Origin of the sequence: uncultured Cohaesibacter sp. (assembly GCF_963556055.3) — a bacterium.
Lineage (GTDB): Bacteria > Pseudomonadota > Alphaproteobacteria > Rhizobiales > Cohaesibacteraceae > Cohaesibacter.
In genome coordinates this window covers 375,396-393,483 of sequence record NZ_CAUVYE020000031.1, presented here as the reverse complement: position 1 = coordinate 393,483, position 18,088 = coordinate 375,396, and the positions used below count along the sequence as shown (strand labels likewise).

Sequence of the window (18,088 nt, the reverse complement as noted above, 5' to 3'; positions counted from 1 at the left end):
TGATGAAAACCAGTCCCCGTATCGTGCTTTTGCACGCAACTCCCGTCGCCATGCAGCCTATTTTGATGGCCATGCAACGCCATTGGCCTGATGCAGAAGTGGTCAATCTGCTTGATGATGGTCTCAGTATTGATCGCGCTCGCGAGGGCGATGAGCTTTCCGAAAGCCTTCTCAATCGCTTCGTCGAGTTCGGGCGATATGGTCGCAGCACAGGGGCCGACGGCATTCTGGCGACCTGCTCGGCTTTTGGTCCGGCGATTGATCAACTGGAAAAGATACTGGACATACCAGTGCTGCGCCCCAACGAAGCCATGTTCCGAGCGGCAATCGCTTCAGGCAACAGGATCGGCATGCTGGCGACATTCAAGCCTGCGGTCGGCACCATGGTTGCCGAGTTTGAAGATTATGCGCAGGCCAGTTCTGCCAAATTGGAGACATATGTGGTTCCCGAAGCGATCGATCTGATCAAGGCTGGCAACGTGGAGGCCCACAATCATCTTGTCGTTGAGGCCGCGCCCTTGTTTGCCGACAAGGACGCCATCATGCTGGCCCATTTTTCAACGTCATGCGCGCTGGAAGCCGTCAAGGCGCGGGTCTCCTGTCCGGTATTTGCTGCGCCGGATGCCGCCGTTCTGCGGATGCGTGAACTGGTTTGTGCTTCCTGATAGAAATGCAGTCAGTGACCAACTCTTCTTGCAAGAGGCTCGGATACGGAAAGGAACATTATGCTGATCGGAGTAATTGCCGACGATTTCACCGGAGCAAGTGATATCGCCAACACCCTGGCCAAGGGACTGCCGAACGAAGGGGGGCTTTCTGTTCTTCAGTATCTTGGCGTTCCGGACGAGCCGGCAGATCCGGAGGTGGAAGCGGCCGTGATCGCGTTGAAGACCCGCACGATTGCAGTCGAGGATGCCGTCAAGCAATCCCTGGCCGCATTGGACTGGCTCAAGGCGCAAGGCTGTCGGCAAATTCTGTTCAAATATTGTTCGACCTTTGATTCAACCCAAGACGGTAATATCGGGCCAGTGGCCGAGGCACTGGCCCAGGCATTGGATGTGTCCGGTGTCGTTGCCTGTCCTGCCTTTCCGACCCTGGGCCGCAGCGTGTATCAGGGTCATCTATTCGTCGGGGATCGCCTGATCAGCGAAAGCGGCATGCGGAATCATCCCCTGACTCCGATGACCGATCCGGATCTGCGCCGCTGGCTCTCTCTCCAATGCAAGACCCCTGTAGGGCTTGTCGATGCAGGCACCATCCATCTGGGCAGTGAGGCTGTCCGAGAGGCTTTGTCGATGGCATCGCAAAGAGGGGAAACACTGGTCATAACAGACACGGTGACCGATGACGATCTTCTCACCCTTGGCAAGGCGCTTGATGGCACCCGGATGATTACCGGCGGCTCTGGGATAGCACTGGGGCTTCCACATAATTTCATCCGTCAGGGCCTTGCCACTGGCAAGAGGCCACCAACTGCGGGGCAGGATGGACCTGGTATCATTCTGGCCGGCAGCTGTTCGGGGGCAACGCGTGGTCAAATCGACTATCACACCCGGCGTTATCCTTCGCTTCGGGTAACTGCAAAAGATGCGATGCGTGAGGTGATAACGCCAGAAAGCCTGGTCGAATTTTTTAGCGAGAATCTTTCGAAATCGCCGTTGGTCTACTCGTCAGACACGCCAGAAGAGGTGACGCGAGCTCAGAAAGAATATGGTCGTGAACGGGTTTCGGCCCAGTTGGAAAGTCTGTTTGCTCAGGCCGCAGCATTGGCGGCGGAAAAAGGCTTCAATCGTATTGTTGTCGCCGGAGGGGAGACTTCTAGCGCAGTTGCGCTGCGGCTTAAGACCGGTCCTCTGCGCATCGGCGCCGAAATTGATCCGGGCGTTCCCATTTTGCTGGGAAGAGATAGACCGATAGCCCTTGCGCTCAAGTCGGGCAATTTTGGCACGGTAGACTTTTTTGAAAAGGCGCTCGAGGCGCTGTCGAACAAGGGGGAACCATCCAGTGAACAGCTATAGCCATGCGCGCGAGGAAATGGTGCGACTGGGAAAATACTTGCAGGACAGACAGTTGGCGCAGGGGACATCGGGCAACCTTTCCATTCGTCTTGAAGACGGGAATGTGCTTTGCACGCCTACCAATTCTTGCCTCGGCGACCTCAACCCTGAGCGCCTATCCCTGCTTGATCTTCAAGGGAACCACATCGGTGGAGACAAACCCACCAAGGAATCGTTGTTCCATATGGCTCTGTATAGTGCGCGTGAAAAGGCGCAGGCCGTGGTGCATTTGCACTCGACAAATTGTGTCGCAATTGCCTGTCAGCGCCATGCCAATGAGAAGGATGTCTTTCAGCCGCTCACTCCATACTATGTCATGAAAATAGGATCTCTTCCCCTTCTCCCCTACTTTGCGCCCGGAGATGCCGCGCTTGCTGCGGCCGTTGGGGACTGTGCTGTATCTCACAAGGCAATGCTGCTTGCCAATCATGGCCCGGTGGTGTCCGGTTCGTCACTTCAGGATGCTGTCATGTGCTATGAAGAGCTGGAAGAAACGGCAAAGCTTTCGCTCCTTCTCAAAAACAGTCAGGTGTCTCCACTGAGCGCCGGTCAGGTTGCCGAGCTTCGTCGGCGCTTTCCCGATTAGGCAGGCTTCCCGGTCCTTCGAACCGCTCGAACACATTTTATAAAATATGACGAGAGCGATTCCTGTCGTCTCGTCTATCCCGGCAAGATCTGCTGCAATCTTGCTGCAAAATGCTCCAGAGGTGCGATTGCTGCCTGCCGGGCACTCTCATCAAACCGATCGATCAGGCCCGATACCGTCAAGGCTCCGCGCAAGACCCCGATGCAGTTGAAAACGGGGGTGGAGATGGATGCGATGTCGGGATTGCGCTTGCCAACCGACTGCACCGTTCCCCGGTCGCTGAATAGGGCCAAATCTTCAACGGCCTCGCCGGAATAGCGCCGCAAGACCATCCCGGACGCACCTGTAGACAAATCCATCCGCATGCCTTCCTCAAGATGGAAGCGCATGAGATTGGGGGAGTTCTCCCGATAGAGGCAGACCCTCTCATTGCCAGCCCGCACATAGAAGGATGCGGTTTCGCCGGTCAGCTTGACCAGCTCGCGCAGCATCGGGCGGATGTCTTCGCCATCGTTGAAATCCTGCCTGAAAATCACGCCGAGCCGCCAGATGCTGGCACCAATTGAATAAACCCCGCCTTCATCGCGATTGATGAACCCGTAAATCTGCAAGGAATTGGTCAAGCGCAGGATCGTGCTTTTGTGCAAGCCTGTTTCGCGAGCCAAATCAGCCAGTGACATGCGCGGCCTTTGTGTTGAAAAGGCCTGCAAGATCGACATGGCGCGTTCAACGGATTCGGTTCTGATGGCTCCCATGACTGTTCTCTCTGGCGAAACGTTTGTTTCTTTTTTTTGATGTGCAGCTGACGCGTCAACTATGATCTTCATAAACAATCGAGGATCACGTCATGCAAATGACACCGTTTCAAGGGACAGCTTTCAGCATCATGGATTATGCCGCAGTGATTGGCTCCGGGGTGCCCCGCCTTCCGATTTCCTTGCGCATTCTGGCGGAAAATGTCATGCGACAGGATGTCGGTCAGCTCGACGCCATAACCGGTCGTATGGCACATACCGTTGCCTTTCGTCCCTCCCGTCTGATTTTGCAAGACATGCTGGGTCTGCCCCTGCTGGTTGACATGATGGCAATGAAAAGCCGGATCGAAGAGGCTGGAGGTGATCCGGCGCGGGTCGACATGCGCCTGCCGGTTGACATGATGGTCGACCACTCCATGACCGTTGCCCACTGGGCAAGTCAGAGCGCGTTAGCGCTCAACCAGAAGCGGGAGTTCGAGGTGAACAGGGAGCGGTTTGCCTTTATCAAGGCCTGCGAAGAGCAGTTTCCCAATCTCAGGGTCGTCCCGCCCGGCGGCGGCATCATGCATCAGGTCAATCTGGAATATCTTGGGCAGGTCGTCTCCATCGACGGGCAGGATAGCAATCTGCTGATAGCAGACACATGTCTGGGCACCGACAGTCACACCACCATGATCAACGGGCTTTCTGTGCTCGGTTGGGGCATTGGAGGGCTGGAAGCCGAAGCCATCATGTTTGGAGAATTTACCACCGTCAATGTGCCGCGCGTCATCGGTCTGGAGGTGATTGGCACACGTCCAGATCACATCACCGCGACGGATATTGCCCTGACAATTGCCGAGAAATTGCGCAATGTCGGTGTCGTGGACTGCTTCGTCGAGCTTTTCGGCTCGGGCTATGATCAGCTTGATGTTGCGGACCGAGCGACCATCGCCAACATGTCTCCGGAATATGGCTCAACCACGCTCTTCTGCCCCTGCGATGACCACACCTTGCGTTACCTGCGCGAAACGGGGCGCAAGCCAGACCATGTGGCCCTTGTTGAAGCCTACAACAAGCAGCAGCGATTCTGGTTTGATCCGGACAATCGCTCCATCGACTTTGATCAGGTGGTCACCCTTGATCTTGGCCGGATTGCCCGATCGGTTGCCGGGCCGTCAAAGCCCGAAGAGCGCATCACTCTGGAAGATGTCCCCTCCCGTCTGGTCGATAGGGACGAAATGAACAAAAGGCGCCGTGTTGCGGTCAAGGCAGGTGAGCATGATATCGGGGATGGAGATGTAATCATTGCCGCGATCACCAGCTGCACCAACACCGCCAATCCCCGCAACATGATCACCGCAGGACTGATTGCCCGCAATGCTGTGGCCAAAGGGATGACGATCAAGCCGCATGTAAAGACCTCGCTCGCCCCCGGCTCCCGCGTGGTTGCGCACTATCTTGAGAAAGCTGGACTGCTGCGACCACTTTGCCAACTCGGTTTTGATATTGTTGCCTTCTCCTGTTCCACCTGTAACGGCATGTCCGGCCCTCTTGATCCGGCCAACGAAAAGGCCATTGTCTCGCAAGACATCAAGGGTGTTGCGGTGCTGTCCGGCAACCGGAATTTTCCCGGCCGCATACATCCGCTTGCCAGCCGAAACCTGATCGCCTCACCACCGCTTGTCATCGCCTATGCCTTGGCTGGAACGATCCTCTTGGATATCGGCACGGAGCCGCTCGGGCAGGACGCCGATGGCAATCTGGTCATGCTTGACGATCTGTGGCCGGATCAATCCGAGCTTGATGCCATCTTGGCCGCTTGCATTCTGCCGGAGGCCTATCAGGCCAATTACCAAGATATTTCAAGGATCAATCCCCACTGGAATGGGTTGCAGCCAAGCAGTGGCAGTTACCAGTGGGCACCCTCGACCTACATCACCTTCCCGCCCTTCATCAGAGAGATTGGCGAGGATCGATCCCCCCTGCCGTCCCTCAAGGGTCTTCGTCCTCTTTGCCTGCTCGGGGATTCGATCACCACAGATCACATTTCCCCCTCAGGCAGCATTCCCAAAGACAGTGATGCCGGTCAATTTCTGATCGCCCACGGTGTGGAGCCGCGCGATTTCAACTCCTTTGGAACACGGCGGGGCTCATCGGATATCGTCATCCGCTCGACCTTCTGCAACAACCGGCTCAAGAATGAAATGGTCCCGGATCAGGAAGGATCATGGACCCGTCTCGAGCCTGAGGGCGAGATTATGACCATCTTCAAGGCCATAGAGACCTATCAAAAGCGCAATCAGGCCCTGATTGCCGTCGGCGGCAAGGAGTATGGCTGTGGCTCCTCGCGCGACACCGCAGCCAAAGCGCCCTGGCTTGCCGGCATCCGAGCGGTTGTTGCCGAAAGTTTCGAACGCATTCACCGCTCCAATCTGGTCAATATGGGCATCGCCCCGCTCTGTTTTCCGCAAGGGGTGAGCCGACTGTCCCTGAAACTGGATGGCTCGGAACTGTTCGACATCGCGTTGGCCGAGGATCTGCGGTCGGCACGGATGACCATTCATCGCAAGGATGGCAGCACGGACGAGGTTGCCCTTGATCTGCGCCTTTACAATGATGCGGAACGCGAAATTTTCCGCCATGGCGGGTTGCTGCCACGGTTTTTACGTACCTGCATTTCGGAGGCTTCATCATGACAAACGGAACACTCAAAGCCGCATTCTGTCGTGGAGGCACCTCCAAGGCGGTGCTGTTCAATGGTGCGGATTTGCCAGAAGACAGAGCAAGCCGGGACAGGATCTTTCTGCATGTGTTGGGCAGCCCCGACGCCTATGGGCGCCAGCTGGACGGCATGGGCGGCGGTCTGTCCTCTCTCTCCAAGGTGGTCATCGTCGAGCGGTCCGCGCGCACGGATGCCGATCTCGACTATACCTTCGTGCAGATCGCCGTCGACAAACCTGTCGCGGACTATGGCGCCATGTGTGGCAACATGGCCTCTGCCGTCGGTCCCTTTGCCATCGATGAGGGAATCATCAAGGCCGAGGATGGACTGGTGAAAGTCCGAATTCACAATACCAACACCAAAAAGCTGTTTGACGCCCGTTTCGAGGTGGCAAACGGCAAGACTGTCGAGGTCGGTGATTTTTCGATCCCCGGCATTTCCCAGCTTGGTGCGCGCATCCAGCTCGACTTTCTCGACCCCGGTGGCGCAGCAACGGGCAAGCTTCTGCCAACAGGCAATGTGATTGACCGCCTGATCGTGGGGGAGGAAGAAATTCAGGCGTCGATGGTCGACGCCTCCAATCCGGTTGTCTTCATTCGTGCCGAGGATGTGGGACTCACTGGAACCGAAAGCCCGGATGCCCTGGACGTCGCGACCTCCTTGATGATGCGGCTGGACCAGATCAGGCGATCTGCTGCGGTGGCGATGGGGATGGCGCAAAGCCCGCAAGACGCCCTGTTGTCCAATCCGAAAATTGCGCTGATCGCTCCCCCTCACACCTTTGATGCTTTGGATGGCCACCATTATGCTTCGTCAGAAGGACACCTTTCTGTGCGTCTTGTCTCGATGGGCAATGTCCACCGCGCGATAACGCTGACCGGAGCGATGTGTGTTGCCGTTGCCGCCCGGATTCCGGGTACGCTTGTTCATTCCATAGTCAAAGCGGATGTTAGCGAAAATATCCTTGTGGCCAACCCCTCGGGGATATTGCCGGTCAAGGCACGGGTCGAAACGGACGGTCGGGGATTGAAAGCTCTTTCAACAACCACCTTTCGCACCCAGCGCCGCATCATGAGCGGCTTGGTTCACTATCCAACTTCGTTGCTGGAGAGAAGCAAATGAGATGTTCCTTGCAGGCTTATCCGACGACGGATCTTAATGATGCAAATCCTGAAAAAGTGCGTCAAGTAATGCTGCCCTTGCTCGACTTTGGCAAGAAACGCCGCTTCGCAGGCCGCGTTCGCACGGCCGTTACCATGGAGGATACGAAACTGGTTCAGCAGGCTCTTTTCAGTTTGTCCGGAGAGGGCGGCGTGATCGTGCTGGATGGTGGCGGCTCTTTCCGCAGCGCCCTGCTTGGGGACATAAATGCAAGTCTGCTTGAAGCAAATGGCTGGGCCGGGATCATCATCAACGGTGTTGTCCGGGATGTTGCTAGGCTGGCGAAAATCGATCTGGGCATCAAGGCGCTGGGTGTCACGCCGGTTCGCAGCGCAAAGACCGGTATCGGTGCCATCGACGTGCCCGTTGCTTTCGGAAATGTTCTGTTCGAGCCGGGCCAATGCATCTATTGTGATGAGGATGGCGTTCTTGTTTCTGATGATCCTTTGACCCCGTAGGGGGCGCCGTACTCTCTTTTTTGATGATCATGGACGAGCTTGAGCGCTTTGCGAGCGTGACCCTGAACTCAATGATGATGCTTGGATCAACAATCAAAACAAGGGGAGAGAAACGGATCTGAAACAGCCTTCACGGCAAGGATAATTCTCTGCAAATCAGATTATTGGGCTTTGATGGTGTAATTGACAAATACAGATACGGAGTCCGGCATTGGCAAGCTGCGGTCCACAGATTCCGGACAAGGAGCAATTGGCCATCATCCGATCAGGAAATGGCCCCGATCAAGAGGGCCTTCAGGGTGTCATACATGCGGATCCTGTCTTCTGGTTGTTTCAGTCTTTCGATGCCAGACCAGGCCACTCTGACCAGTCTGGCAACAGTATCTGGGGTGACACCGCAGGATTCCATTTTTTGCGTAAATGGCTGAAAGACTGAAGACAGTTCAATTTGCACTTCATCGTCATCAAAAAGGCCTGCCAGAGGATCCATTTCTTCAGCATTGCCAAATTCAACCGGGAAATGCTCCATCTGATCAAAAGAAAGAGAACCTTGCTCGATGAAAAACCGATCAAGCCGTTCACTCAGTGTATTTTGCATTTCACTAATCTCGAGCTGAATGTTCATTTGGAATTGATATGGTTACGGACAGGCCCCCATTGTCCGGGAGTGTGGCAGCAATCCTGCCGCCATTTTTCTCGATTGCCTGTCTGGTAATGGCCAATCCGAGACCGAAGCCATTGCTGTTGCCTTCTCCACGGGAAAAGGGTTGAAATATTTTGCTTAACTCTTCTCTGTTCACTCCGGCTCCCTGATCAGATATTTCAATATCAAGCCAACCATTGGCAGCCAAAGACCGGATCGTGACGATTGTGTCATCGGGCGAGTATTTGACCGCATTGCGGATGACATTTTCCAGGGCACGGTAGATCAGCTCGCCATTGACTTTGGCGATGAAAGAGTCTTCTCCCTGAGTTTCTAATATAATGTTCCGTGCTTGTGCTTCAAAGGCCGCATCCGCAACAATATCATTCAGCAAGTCGATAATATCGAGTGTCTGAAGCTCGAATTCCTCTTTTGATCGGCTCGTCAGTCTGGCGAGCGTGAGAATTTCTCCGATCAGGCCGTCCATTCTCTCGACCTCGGCTTCCATGCGCGGAACCATCGCTTCAAGCTTGGCCGGATTTTGCTGCAACACCCCGATTGCCGCCTGAAGCCTTGAAAGAGGCGAGCGGAGCTCGTGAGAAACATCGTGGAAGAGCCTTTCGCGGGATTTCTGAAATTTTTCCAAATGCTCGGCGCTGATGTCAAAATCATGAGCAAGCGAAACCAATTCGTCATTTCTGCGACCGAGGGTATGCGCAATGCGCGTATCAAAATGCCCACCGGCCAGCCTTTTCAATCCCATTCGGATCTTGAATATCGGTGTTACGAGATAGCGAGTTAGCCAGAAGGCGGCCAGAGCGGCTGCCATCAATACAAACGTGATCGGAGCAAAACGCATCCAGGCCACTGAGAGCGGATCCTCGATCTCCGGTTCAACCGTGATCTGATAGCATAGATCTTTCGACAGTGTGGTTGCGGTATAGTTCACAATATGTGTCGGGCAATGCGTTTCCCCTTCCAGAGGGATGATTTGCATCACAAGTGAGGTGGGGACCTGGTCGGCTGCATTGATGAAGGTCTGTGCCGCATCCAGCCCATTCTCATGCAACAGTGCCGTTGCAGTGTGAAGCGCGAACAACTCCTTTTGATGCGCGATCTCTCGGGGCAGAGGAGCCAATTGCAATGTCTTGGTCAGCAGGAACAGCAGCATCACGGAAGCCGTCAGTGTCAGCCAGATCACCAGAAAGAATTTCCAGAAAAGCTTGTTCATTCTTTGTCTCTTATCAACTGGTACCCTTGTCCCCGAACGGACTGAATCCAGGATTGACCGTCTGCCCTCTTGCCTAGTTTTTGCCGAACGCTGCTGATGTGGACATCAATGCGGCGGTCATAAGCGGTCAAGGGGCGACCAAAGGCCTGTTTAGAAATATCCTGTTTGGAAATGAGTTGTCCGGCGCTGCGCGCCAATACTTCCAGAAGGTTGAATTCCGTGCCTGTCAATTCGAGCGGCTTGCTGTTCCATTCCGCAATGCGCTGGCCTGGATGGATAACCAGATTGCCGATTTGCAGGGTCTCTGCCGGAGAATTCATACGCTCAACCCGGCGCATGATGGCACGCAGACGCGCGAGTAGTTCTCCGGGGGAACAGGGTTTCGTGACATAATCATCGGCCCCCAGATTGAGGCCGGCGATACGATCCGCATCATCCCCTTTGGCTGTCAGCATCAGAACAGGAACCGAACTGGTCTTGCGGATGCGCTGCAACAGTTCAATGCCATTCATTTTGGGCATCATGATATCAAGAACGATGATGTCGATGATATTCTTGGAAATGGTTTGAAGGGCTGTACGACCATCTTCGGCTGTATGAACGGTGAAATCCTCCTCAATCAGATATTCCTTCAACAGCGTCGTGAGCCCGGTATCATCGTCAACCAGAAGAACGCTAATCATGCCGGATGTCTCCTTATCGTTATCGGGCAATATTGCAGCCTCAACACCGGTTCGCACGGACATTTACATATCTTAACGTAACTTTGACCCCACTTTACATTCAATAGTCTAATCCTCAGTCAAGCGCGACGAGCAGACAGAGGATAGGCATGGCGGCACTCAAATTCACTCACATTTTACCGGTCATCGTAGCTGTCAGTTTGATGGTGTCTGGTTGTTCCATGAAGACGGATCTGGGGCAGTCGGATCTTGCAATTGCGGCCAGGTGGCACGAAACATTGCCCCATGGTGGTCAGTCCGCAAATATGCTGTCCTGGTGGCAGAGCTTCGGGGATAGCTCTCTTTTGCAACTGATTGAGCTGGCTCAGAACGAAAATCCGGATCTGGCTTCTGCAGCAGCAGACATCGAGAAGGCACGGGCGACCTTGGCATCCTCACGGGCAGCTCTGTTGCCATCTCTTGACGGTTCGGGTGCTGTCGATGTCTCGGGCACCGAAGGGGACCGTGCCAACCGTGTCACAGAGTCGACAACAACAAGTGGCGGTCTCGATGCGTCCTGGGAGTTGGACCTCTTCGGCAAGAATCGCAGCAAGCGGCAAGCCGCGCGCGAACGTCTGGGAAAACAGGTTGCAAATTGGCATGACGCCAGGGTTTCTCTGGCGGCGGAAGTGGCCGATGATTACGTTCAATACAGGGCCTGCCGTCAGTTGGTCGGCATCTATCAGCAAGAACTCGTCTCTCAGCGGGAGACCATCAATGCGACTGCCAAGGCAGTCGGATCCGGTTTTTCCTCCTCGTCTGATCTGGCCTTGGCAAAAGCCAGTGCCGCCTCTTCCGCCTCGACGCTCACCGAGCAGAAAGCCGAGTGCAAGATTCTGGTCAAGACAATCGCCCAGCTTACCGGTGGTGATGAGACCAGGGTGATCCGCCTGCTGGACAAGGGGCGCTCGTCAATCCCGCATCCGAAGACTTTCAACGTGAACAGAGTGCCCGCAGATGCCTTGCGGCAGAGGCCGGACATCCAGTCGCTCGAGCGAGAGGTTGCTGCCTCGATGGCCGAAGTCGGTGCAGCAAATGCCGATCTCTATCCCAGTCTCACCTTGGGAGGATCAATTACACTTTCAACTTCAACACTGATCGGGCAATCCGCGCCATGGTCGTTCGGACCGGCCTTGTCGCTGCCCCTCTTTGATGGAGGAACCCGCAGAGCCGCTGTCAAAAGTTCGATCGCCGACTATCATTCTGCTGTTGCCTCTTACAAGTCTGGTGTGCTCAGCGCTGTTCGGGAAGTGGAGACAGCGCTTGTCCATGTCAATAGTACAAGCCTGCGCATGAGCGATGTGAAGGATGCAGCAGAGAATTATCGCTCCCACTTCACTGCCATCGACACGAACTGGAAAGCCGGAAATGCCAGCCTTCTGGATCGCGAAGATGCCCGACGTTCGGCCCTGTCTGCGGAAGTGACACTTATCGAGATACGCCGAGATGCGACCCGTTACTGGATTTCTCTCTACAAGGCTCTAGGGGGAGGATGGCAATCGGGCAAGGATTCCGCATTCCCAGAGAAGAATATCGGCTCCCGTCAAAAATAAGGATAGAGGCAATCATGTCTTACAAAATAATGGTCGCGGCATGTCTTGCCGGAGCGATGGTCTCCAACTTTGCCACTAGCGTTCCTGCATTGGCTCAAGGGGCTGCAAACGCCAAAGTGGAAGAAGCCGTCGTGCTTAGTGTATCACTGGTTCACCCGCAGGTTCGCAACTGGCCGGAATCCGTCCCCGCTGGCGGTTGGCTCAAGCCGTGGCATGAGGCAATCATTGCCTCGGAAATCGGCGGGTTGCGTATCGATGACCTGGTGGTTGACGTCGGTTCGGACGTCGAGAAGGGTGATCCGCTTGCCTTTCTGGCCAGGGAGAGCGTACTGGCAGATCTCAAGAAGCAGGAAGCTCAACTGAAATCTGCCGAAGCCGATCTGGCAAAAGCGAAAACGAATGCGGATCGGGCAAGAAAGGTTCAGGGTAGCGGCGCGCTCTCGGATGAAAAGGTAACAGAATATCTGATCGCGGAACAAACTGCCCAGGCCAGCCTTGAATCGGCAAGGGCGGATCTGGAAAACCAGCGCATTCAGGTGGATCATACAACGATCAGGGCGGTGGATGATGGTCAGATCACGTCCCGTTCGGCACAATTGGGGCAAGTTGTTTCCTCCGGGACCGAGCTGTTTCGCCTGCTGCGTCAGAACAAGGTCGAGTGGCAGGCAGAAGTCCCGGCGCTTTATCTCCCGCGCCTGAGGTCGGGTCTTGATGCCGTCATCGAAGGACCGGATGGGAACGAAATCAAGGGAACGGTAAGACTTGTGGGTCCGACCATCAATACGGATACCGGGCGCGCCATCATTTATGTGTCCCTGCCTCCGGAGAGCAGTCCGCGTGTGGGGTTATATGCTTCAGGGGTGATCCTTCTGGGCTCCAAGGATGCCCTGACTGTGCCCGAGTCTGCTTTGGTTTTCCGCGATGGGATCAATTATGTCTTCTCGGTCGGGCCCGACAAACGTACCAAACGGCTTCTCGTCAAGACAGGACGACGTTTTGACGAGGAGGTGGAAATTCTTTCCGGAATTGAAGATGCAGCCAATATTGTCGAGTCCGGCGGGGCGTTCCTGTCCGATGGTGCTCTTGTCAAGGTCGTGGGAGAAGCCCAGTGAATTTCTCAGCATGGTCAATCCATAATCCGATCCCGCCCATCCTGCTTTTTGCTCTGCTGACAATTGGTGGTCTTCTGGCCTTCGATAGACTGGCTGTGCAGAATTTTCCAGACATGGACCTGCCGACGATCAGCATATCAGCCTCTCTGGAAGGGGCGGCGCCAGCCCAGTTGGAAACCGAAGTTGCCCGCAAGATCGAGGACAATCTGGCTTCGCTCAGTCTTCTGGATCACATCACTACAACCATTACGGACGGTGCTGTTTCGATCAGTGTGTCTTTCGAGCTCGAGAAGGACAGTGATGAGGCGCTCAACGAGGTTCGCAATGCAGTTGACAGCACAACTGATCTGCCTTCGGAGATGGAGTCTTCAAGTGTCTCCAAGGTCACGATTCAGAACTCGCCCCTTGTCACCTTTGCCGTGAAATCCACTCGCTTTAACGAAACGGAACTGTCCTGGTTTGTCGACAACGAAATGACAAAAGCGTTGCTTTCGGTTTCAGGTGTCGGTGACGTTTCGCGCGTTGGCGGCATAGACCGTGAAGTGCATGTCGATCTTGATCCAAGGCTCATGACGTCTTTGGGCTTAACGGCCGAATCCGTTTCTTCCAAGCTCAAGTCCGTGCAGAAAAATGCCTCTGGTGGGCGAACCGAGATTGGTGGCAGTCGGCAGACCATCAGGACTCTCGGAGCGGTTGCCTCGATTGATCAACTCAAGACGATCAAGATCCCTCTCTCCAATGGACAGCTCGTGCGTCTTGATGAGATCGGCAAGATCTATGACAGCTTTTCAGACAAGTCATCCATTGCCTATTTGAATGGCCAGCCTGTTATTGGCGTTGAGGTCAAACGTTCCAATGGATTCTCTGATACGGGTGTCGCTGCCGATATTCGCGCTGCCATGACGCGTTTTTCGCAGAGCAATCCTGATATCGAGATCGTTGAAGCATATAGTACGGTTGGCCCGATCATCGAGAATTACAACGGCTCCATGCACATGCTCTATGAGGGCGCTTTGCTTGCCGTTATCGTCGTCTGGGTCTTCTTGAGAGACTGGCGCGCTACCATTTTGGCAGCAACAGCCCTGCCTCTTTCGGTCATCCCGACCTTTCTTGCGATCTATCTTTGGGGATTTTCTCTCAACACGGTCACGCTTCTGTCCCTGTCGCTGGTGGTTGGGATTCTTGTCGATGACGCGATTGTTGAAATCGAGAATATTTCACGTCACCTCAAGTCGGCCAAATCGCCCAAGGAAGCCGCGCTTGTTGCGGCAGACGAAATCGGACTGGCGGTTATCGCAACCACCTTCACGCTTGTTGCCGTTTTCCTTCCGACGGCCTTCATGGCAGGCATTCCGGGGCTGATCTTCCGACAGTTCGGCATTACCGCATCTGTTGCGGTCCTGGCTTCCCTGCTTGTTGCCCGCCTGTTGACCCCGATGATGGCGGCCTACATGATGAAGTCTAAGCCAATCGAGGAAAAAGGCGACGGCTGGATTATGAGGAGCTATTTGAAGCTTGTCACGGCCTGCCTGTCCCATCGAAAACTGACGTTGCTTGGCGTGTTCATTTTTCTCGGGCTTTCACTTTCAACCATTCCGCTTCTCAGCACGGGGTTCTTTCCAGCATCGGACGAGGCTCAAACGAAGGTTACCCTGACGCTGCAACCGGGCAGCACGATCGAGCAGACGAGCGAAGCTGCAAGCAAGGCTGCAAATATCATTGCCAAACTGCACGATGTAACCAGCGTATTCACAAAAGTCGGCAGTTCTTCATCAGGAATGGGGATGGATTCTTCAATGACAAGTGACGTCAAGACGGCAACGCTTGTTGTGGATCTGACCCAGATTGATGAGAGGGATCGTAAACAGTCCGCGATCGAGAATGATATCCGCCACGCTCTTTCTGTGCTGCCCGGTGTGCGAATCGAGGTTGGCTCTGGGGGAACCGGAACGGCACTGGACATTACCCTCGCCAGTGATGACAGCGGTACCCTTGAGCAGACAGCCAACTCACTGGAAATGGAATTGCGCACCCTGTCTGGCATAGGAGCTGTCACGTCCAGCGCATCTCTTCAGGCACCTGAATTGCAGATCAAGCCCGATTTTGCCCGCGCAGCTGCACTTGGCATCACCTCCGAAGCGATTTCCGAGGCGATCAGGGTCGCAACGAATGGCGACTATTCAGCCTCGATGTCAAAGCTGAACCTACCACAGCGTCAGATCTCCATCCGAGTCCGCTTCGATCCGAAAATCCGCTCATCATTCGATGACATCATGAATCTCAGGGTGAACGGCAACAATGGTGCTGTCAATCTGGGCGCAATTGCCGACATTTCGATTGGTGGCAGCGCGTCAGAAATCGACCGCATTGACAGGTCTCGCAATGTAACCTTGTCGGTGGAACTCAACGGGCTTATTCTCGGCGATGTTTACAAGGAAGCCAAGCTCCTCCCCACAATGCAAAATTTGCCTAAAGGCGTCCGGATGGTTGAGCAAGGCGACCTTCAGCGTAGCTCCGAGCTATTCAGCAGCTTCGGAACCGCAATGGCGATTGGCATCTTCTGTATCTATGCGGTTCTGGTGCTGCTGTTTCATGACTTTCTGCAACCCTTCACCATTCTCATGGCCTTGCCACTGTCTCTAGGAGGTGCATTGATGCCACTTGTCCTGACGGGGACAAGCTTCTCGATGCCTGCGGTCATTGGCCTGCTGATGCTGATGGGGGTGGTGACGAAGAATTCCATTCTGCTGGTGGAATATGGGATCATGGCTATTCGTGCCGGCAAGCTGCGGATTGAGGCTCTTGTCGATGCCTGTCACAAACGGGCCCGGCCCATCATCATGACCAGTATTGCGATGGGCTGTGGAATGGCTCCGGCGGCTCTCAACATGACAGGAGGGGATCCCAGCTTCCGTCAACCAATGGCAAAACGGTTGTCATCGGCGGGCTTATGGCTTCCACTTTTCTCAGCCTGATCGTGATCCCAGTCATCTTCACCTTTGTTGATGATTTTCTGATCTTTCTGAAACGGATCATGTTGAGGCACCCGCAAACGGAAGCAGAGTGAATTTTCCCGAGCATCCAGCGAAACAGGTGTCGCAAGTTGGCAAATGCGCCGGTCAGATCAGGAGGCGCGTTTGCTGTTTGGAGGAATATGAGAAAAGAGATCCTACTTTTTGTTTTTTTGTCTGTCTTGTGTCTCTTGCTGGGTATGTATGTCGGGCAATCGATCATCTATCCCTGAGCAACGAGACCTTTCGCCCGCAAAGTTCGTTGGGTCAGGATTGACCAAAAGCCTGCTTGAGAACATTGTGGATTCGATCTGGCGAGCACGAGACCAAAGCCGGGTGATATGGTAGCGCATAATTCTCAGGCATTGGACACTTGGAAGAAAAGCAGGATGGCAAGACCAAAATCCAAATGCGAACTGATTGATGCAGCCGACAACCAGTTTGCAAAATTGCTGAATTTGATCCATTCGATGGAGGCTGGCACGCGCAATGCGGCTCTGTTTTATGGCCCCGGTTTTGTCGGGAAGGAAGCCCATTGGGCTCGTGACAAAAATCTGCGAGACATTCTGGTGCACTTGTATGAATGGCATCAGCTCTTGCTCGATTGGGTTGACGCAAACCGGACTGGGCCCAGTCAGCCCTTTTTGCCTGCTCCTTATAACTGGAAGACCTATGGCGAGCTGAATGTCGTATTCTGGCGCAAGCACCAGGACACCCCTTATGACAAGTCCATGGAAATGGTCTGCAAGAGCCATGATCAGGTCATGGAACTCATCAAGAGCTTCAGCGACAAAGAGCTTTTCGAAAAGGGCTGTTTTACCTGGACCGGTACGACAACGCTCGGTTCTTACTGCATATCGGCTACATCAAGCCATTACGATTGGGCGATGAAGAAACTCCGGGCGCATATCAAAGCCCTGAAAGCAGAAGGTGAGCGCACCGCACTTCAAGACCGCGCCGGGCAAAGGGGCAAAAACTGAGCTGACGGTCAATTGCCTGCAATTGGATATCCGGATGCCGGAAAGCTGAATGAGGGCCATGGCAACGGCAAATCTGTCCGGTCAAATAAAGACTCACGTCAGGCATTGCAAACAAACGCTCTCTCTCCATATATCATCGAGTATTTCTCACCTCTTGCAATGGTTGCCAGACGAGAGATGCCATTGGAGAATATATGGAATATCTTTTTGTCGTAGCCGGTCTCGTATGTCTCTATTTCGGTGGGGAATGGCTGGTCGAGGGGGCAATCGGGGTTTCACGCAAGCTTGGATTACCAGCTTTCCTGATATCGCTGACTGTTGTTGGGTTTGGCACGTCGATGCCCGAGCTGCTCGTCTCATTGAAAGCGGCGATCGGAGGGTATCCGGGTATTGTTCTTGGCAACGTCGTAGGCTCGAACATCGCCAATATCCTGCTGATCGTGGGACTGGCAGCTTTGATCGCCCCCATTCAGGTGATACGGAGCATGTCCGGACGGGATGCGGTGACCATGGTCCTATCAGCCATTGTGCTTGTGATTGTGCTCATTTTCCGAACGATCTCGCCGCTGATTGGCGTGTTGATGCTGCTGGCTTTGGTTGCCTATCTTGCGATGGCTTACATGCAGGACAAAAACGCTGGCTGTTGCGAAAGTGACCAGCTGGCATTGCCCGTTTCTCCGTACCTTGTTTTGGCTTTGCTGGTTTTTGGGCTCGCTTTGCTTGTCGTCGGTGCAGATCTGCTTGTGAGGGGGGCTACAATCGTTGCTCAGGATCTGGGAGTATCGTCTGCCGTAATCGGGCTGACAGTGGTGGCTGTGGGAACCAGTCTCCCCGAATTGGCCACGTCCGTAGTGGCGGCCGTGCATCGCAGGTCTGACATTGCCATCGGCAACATCATTGGCTCCAACATATTCAATATTCTTGGAATTCTAGGGCTCACCTCGTTGATTTGCCCCATCCCGGTTGCGGACCGATTTGCACAGATTGATGGTTGGGTGATGCTTGGAAGTACATTGTTGCTGTTTGTTCTGCTGTTCTCTTGTCGCCGGATTGGTCGAGTGGTCGGAGGCGGGTTTCTTGTTGCATACATAGCGTATGTGATCTCGATGATGTAA

The 18,088-nt window shown here is 54.4% G+C and carries 14 protein-coding genes and 1 pseudogene; 11 read left to right on the top strand and 4 right to left on the bottom strand.

What is annotated here, in order from left to right; genetic code table 11:
- Positions 1-2: 2 nt before the first annotated feature.
- Genes ACHZB8_RS21255 through otnC form a run of 3 tightly spaced genes read left to right on the top strand, consistent with a single transcriptional unit; the run spans position 3 to position 2,643 of the window.
- The gene (locus ACHZB8_RS21255) at positions 3-665 is read left to right on the top strand and encodes an aspartate/glutamate racemase family protein (RefSeq protein WP_316863248.1); all 663 of its coding nucleotides are present in this window, start codon (positions 3-5) and stop codon (positions 663-665) included.
- 60 nt (positions 666-725) lie between these two features.
- The gene (gene otnK / locus ACHZB8_RS21250) at positions 726-2,018 is read left to right on the top strand and encodes a 3-oxo-tetronate kinase (protein ID WP_316863246.1); all 1,293 of its coding nucleotides are present in this window, start codon (positions 726-728) and stop codon (positions 2,016-2,018) included.
- A complete protein-coding gene (gene otnC / locus ACHZB8_RS21245) occupies positions 2,005-2,643 on the top strand; it encodes a 3-oxo-tetronate 4-phosphate decarboxylase (protein WP_316863244.1) in 639 nt (212 codons plus the stop codon). Before otnK ends, otnC begins: the two co-directional genes overlap by 14 nt.
- Before the next feature lie 74 nt (positions 2,644-2,717).
- On the opposite strand, the gene ACHZB8_RS21240 is transcribed toward otnC, so the two are convergent.
- Entirely contained in the window at positions 2,718-3,398 is a 681-nt protein-coding gene (locus ACHZB8_RS21240) for an IclR family transcriptional regulator (protein WP_316863242.1), read from the bottom strand.
- 92 nt (positions 3,399-3,490) lie between these two features.
- Here ACHZB8_RS21240 and acnA point away from each other — a divergent pair, with 92 nt between their 5' ends.
- The 3 genes from acnA to rraA are packed head-to-tail and all read left to right on the top strand — an operon-like array spanning position 3,491 to position 7,721.
- Positions 3,491-6,076: an aconitate hydratase AcnA gene (gene acnA / locus ACHZB8_RS21235; protein ID WP_316863240.1), complete on the top strand. Its 2,586-nt coding sequence runs from the start codon at positions 3,491-3,493 to the stop codon at positions 6,074-6,076.
- Entirely contained in the window at positions 6,073-7,224 is a 1,152-nt protein-coding gene (locus tag ACHZB8_RS21230; RefSeq protein WP_316863238.1) for a PrpF domain-containing protein, read from the top strand. The genes acnA and ACHZB8_RS21230 overlap by 4 nt, the downstream gene beginning before the upstream one ends.
- Positions 7,221-7,721 (top strand): ribonuclease E activity regulator RraA, encoded by a 501-nt coding sequence (gene rraA, locus ACHZB8_RS21225; protein ID WP_316863236.1) that lies wholly within the window; start codon positions 7,221-7,223, stop codon positions 7,719-7,721. Before ACHZB8_RS21230 ends, rraA begins: the two co-directional genes overlap by 4 nt.
- Before the next feature lie 265 nt (positions 7,722-7,986).
- Here rraA and ACHZB8_RS21220 read toward each other — a convergent pair whose 3' ends face one another.
- The 3 genes from ACHZB8_RS21220 to ACHZB8_RS21210 are packed head-to-tail and all read right to left on the bottom strand — an operon-like array spanning position 7,987 to position 10,278.
- Positions 7,987-8,319 carry a hypothetical protein gene (locus ACHZB8_RS21220; RefSeq protein ID WP_316863234.1) on the bottom strand — a complete coding sequence of 111 codons (333 nt, stop codon included), beginning with the start codon at positions 8,317-8,319 and terminating at the stop codon, positions 7,987-7,989.
- A gap of 4 nt (positions 8,320-8,323) precedes the next feature.
- Positions 8,324-9,595: a HAMP domain-containing sensor histidine kinase gene (locus ACHZB8_RS21215; protein ID WP_316863232.1), complete on the bottom strand. Its 1,272-nt coding sequence runs from the start codon at positions 9,593-9,595 to the stop codon at positions 8,324-8,326.
- Positions 9,592-10,278 (bottom strand): response regulator transcription factor, encoded by a 687-nt coding sequence (locus ACHZB8_RS21210; RefSeq protein ID WP_316863231.1) that lies wholly within the window; start codon positions 10,276-10,278, stop codon positions 9,592-9,594. Before ACHZB8_RS21210 ends, ACHZB8_RS21215 begins: the two co-directional genes overlap by 4 nt.
- A gap of 149 nt (positions 10,279-10,427) precedes the next feature.
- Between ACHZB8_RS21210 and ACHZB8_RS21205 the strand changes: the two genes are divergently transcribed.
- The 5 genes and pseudogenes from ACHZB8_RS21205 to ACHZB8_RS21185 all read left to right on the top strand — a co-directional run bounded on the left by ACHZB8_RS21205 (position 10,428) and on the right by ACHZB8_RS21185 (position 18,088).
- Positions 10,428-11,870, top strand: a complete 1,443-nt coding sequence (locus tag ACHZB8_RS21205) for an efflux transporter outer membrane subunit (protein ID WP_316863230.1) — start codon at positions 10,428-10,430, stop codon at positions 11,868-11,870.
- 56 nt (positions 11,871-11,926) lie between these two features.
- Entirely contained in the window at positions 11,927-12,982 is a 1,056-nt protein-coding gene (locus tag ACHZB8_RS21200; RefSeq protein WP_394706244.1) for an efflux RND transporter periplasmic adaptor subunit, read from the top strand.
- Positions 12,979-16,049: pseudogene (locus ACHZB8_RS21195) on the top strand (efflux RND transporter permease subunit). The gene ACHZB8_RS21200 and the pseudogene ACHZB8_RS21195 overlap by 4 nt, the downstream one beginning before the upstream one ends.
- A gap of 333 nt (positions 16,050-16,382) precedes the next feature.
- Positions 16,383-16,973: a ClbS/DfsB family four-helix bundle protein gene (locus ACHZB8_RS21190; protein WP_316863228.1), complete on the top strand. Its 591-nt coding sequence runs from the start codon at positions 16,383-16,385 to the stop codon at positions 16,971-16,973.
- A 194-nt stretch (positions 16,974-17,167) separates the two neighbouring features.
- A complete protein-coding gene (locus ACHZB8_RS21185; protein WP_316863227.1) occupies positions 17,168-18,088 on the top strand; it encodes a calcium/sodium antiporter in 921 nt (306 codons plus the stop codon).

Coding starts and splice junctions, on each gene's coding strand:
- ACHZB8_RS21255 (WP_316863248.1), top strand. CDS start 3: ATGAAAACCAGTCCCCGTATCGTGCTTTTGCACGCAACTCCCGTCGCC.
- otnK (WP_316863246.1), top strand. CDS start 726: ATGCTGATCGGAGTAATTGCCGACGATTTCACCGGAGCAAGTGATATC.
- ACHZB8_RS21240 (WP_316863242.1), bottom strand. CDS start 3,398: ATGGGAGCCATCAGAACCGAATCCGTTGAACGCGCCATGTCGATCTTG.
- acnA (WP_316863240.1), top strand. CDS start 3,491: ATGCAAATGACACCGTTTCAAGGGACAGCTTTCAGCATCATGGATTAT.
- ACHZB8_RS21230 (WP_316863238.1), top strand. CDS start 6,073: ATGACAAACGGAACACTCAAAGCCGCATTCTGTCGTGGAGGCACCTCC.
- rraA (WP_316863236.1), top strand. CDS start 7,221: ATGAGATGTTCCTTGCAGGCTTATCCGACGACGGATCTTAATGATGCA.
- ACHZB8_RS21220 (WP_316863234.1), bottom strand. CDS start 8,319: ATGCAAAATACACTGAGTGAACGGCTTGATCGGTTTTTCATCGAGCAA.
- ACHZB8_RS21215 (WP_316863232.1), bottom strand. CDS start 9,595: ATGAACAAGCTTTTCTGGAAATTCTTTCTGGTGATCTGGCTGACACTG.
- ACHZB8_RS21210 (WP_316863231.1), bottom strand. CDS start 10,278: ATGATTAGCGTTCTTCTGGTTGACGATGATACCGGGCTCACGACGCTG.
- ACHZB8_RS21205 (WP_316863230.1), top strand. CDS start 10,428: ATGGCGGCACTCAAATTCACTCACATTTTACCGGTCATCGTAGCTGTC.
- ACHZB8_RS21200 (WP_394706244.1), top strand. CDS start 11,927: ATGGTCTCCAACTTTGCCACTAGCGTTCCTGCATTGGCTCAAGGGGCT.
- ACHZB8_RS21190 (WP_316863228.1), top strand. CDS start 16,383: ATGGCAAGACCAAAATCCAAATGCGAACTGATTGATGCAGCCGACAAC.
- ACHZB8_RS21185 (WP_316863227.1), top strand. CDS start 17,168: ATGGAATATCTTTTTGTCGTAGCCGGTCTCGTATGTCTCTATTTCGGT.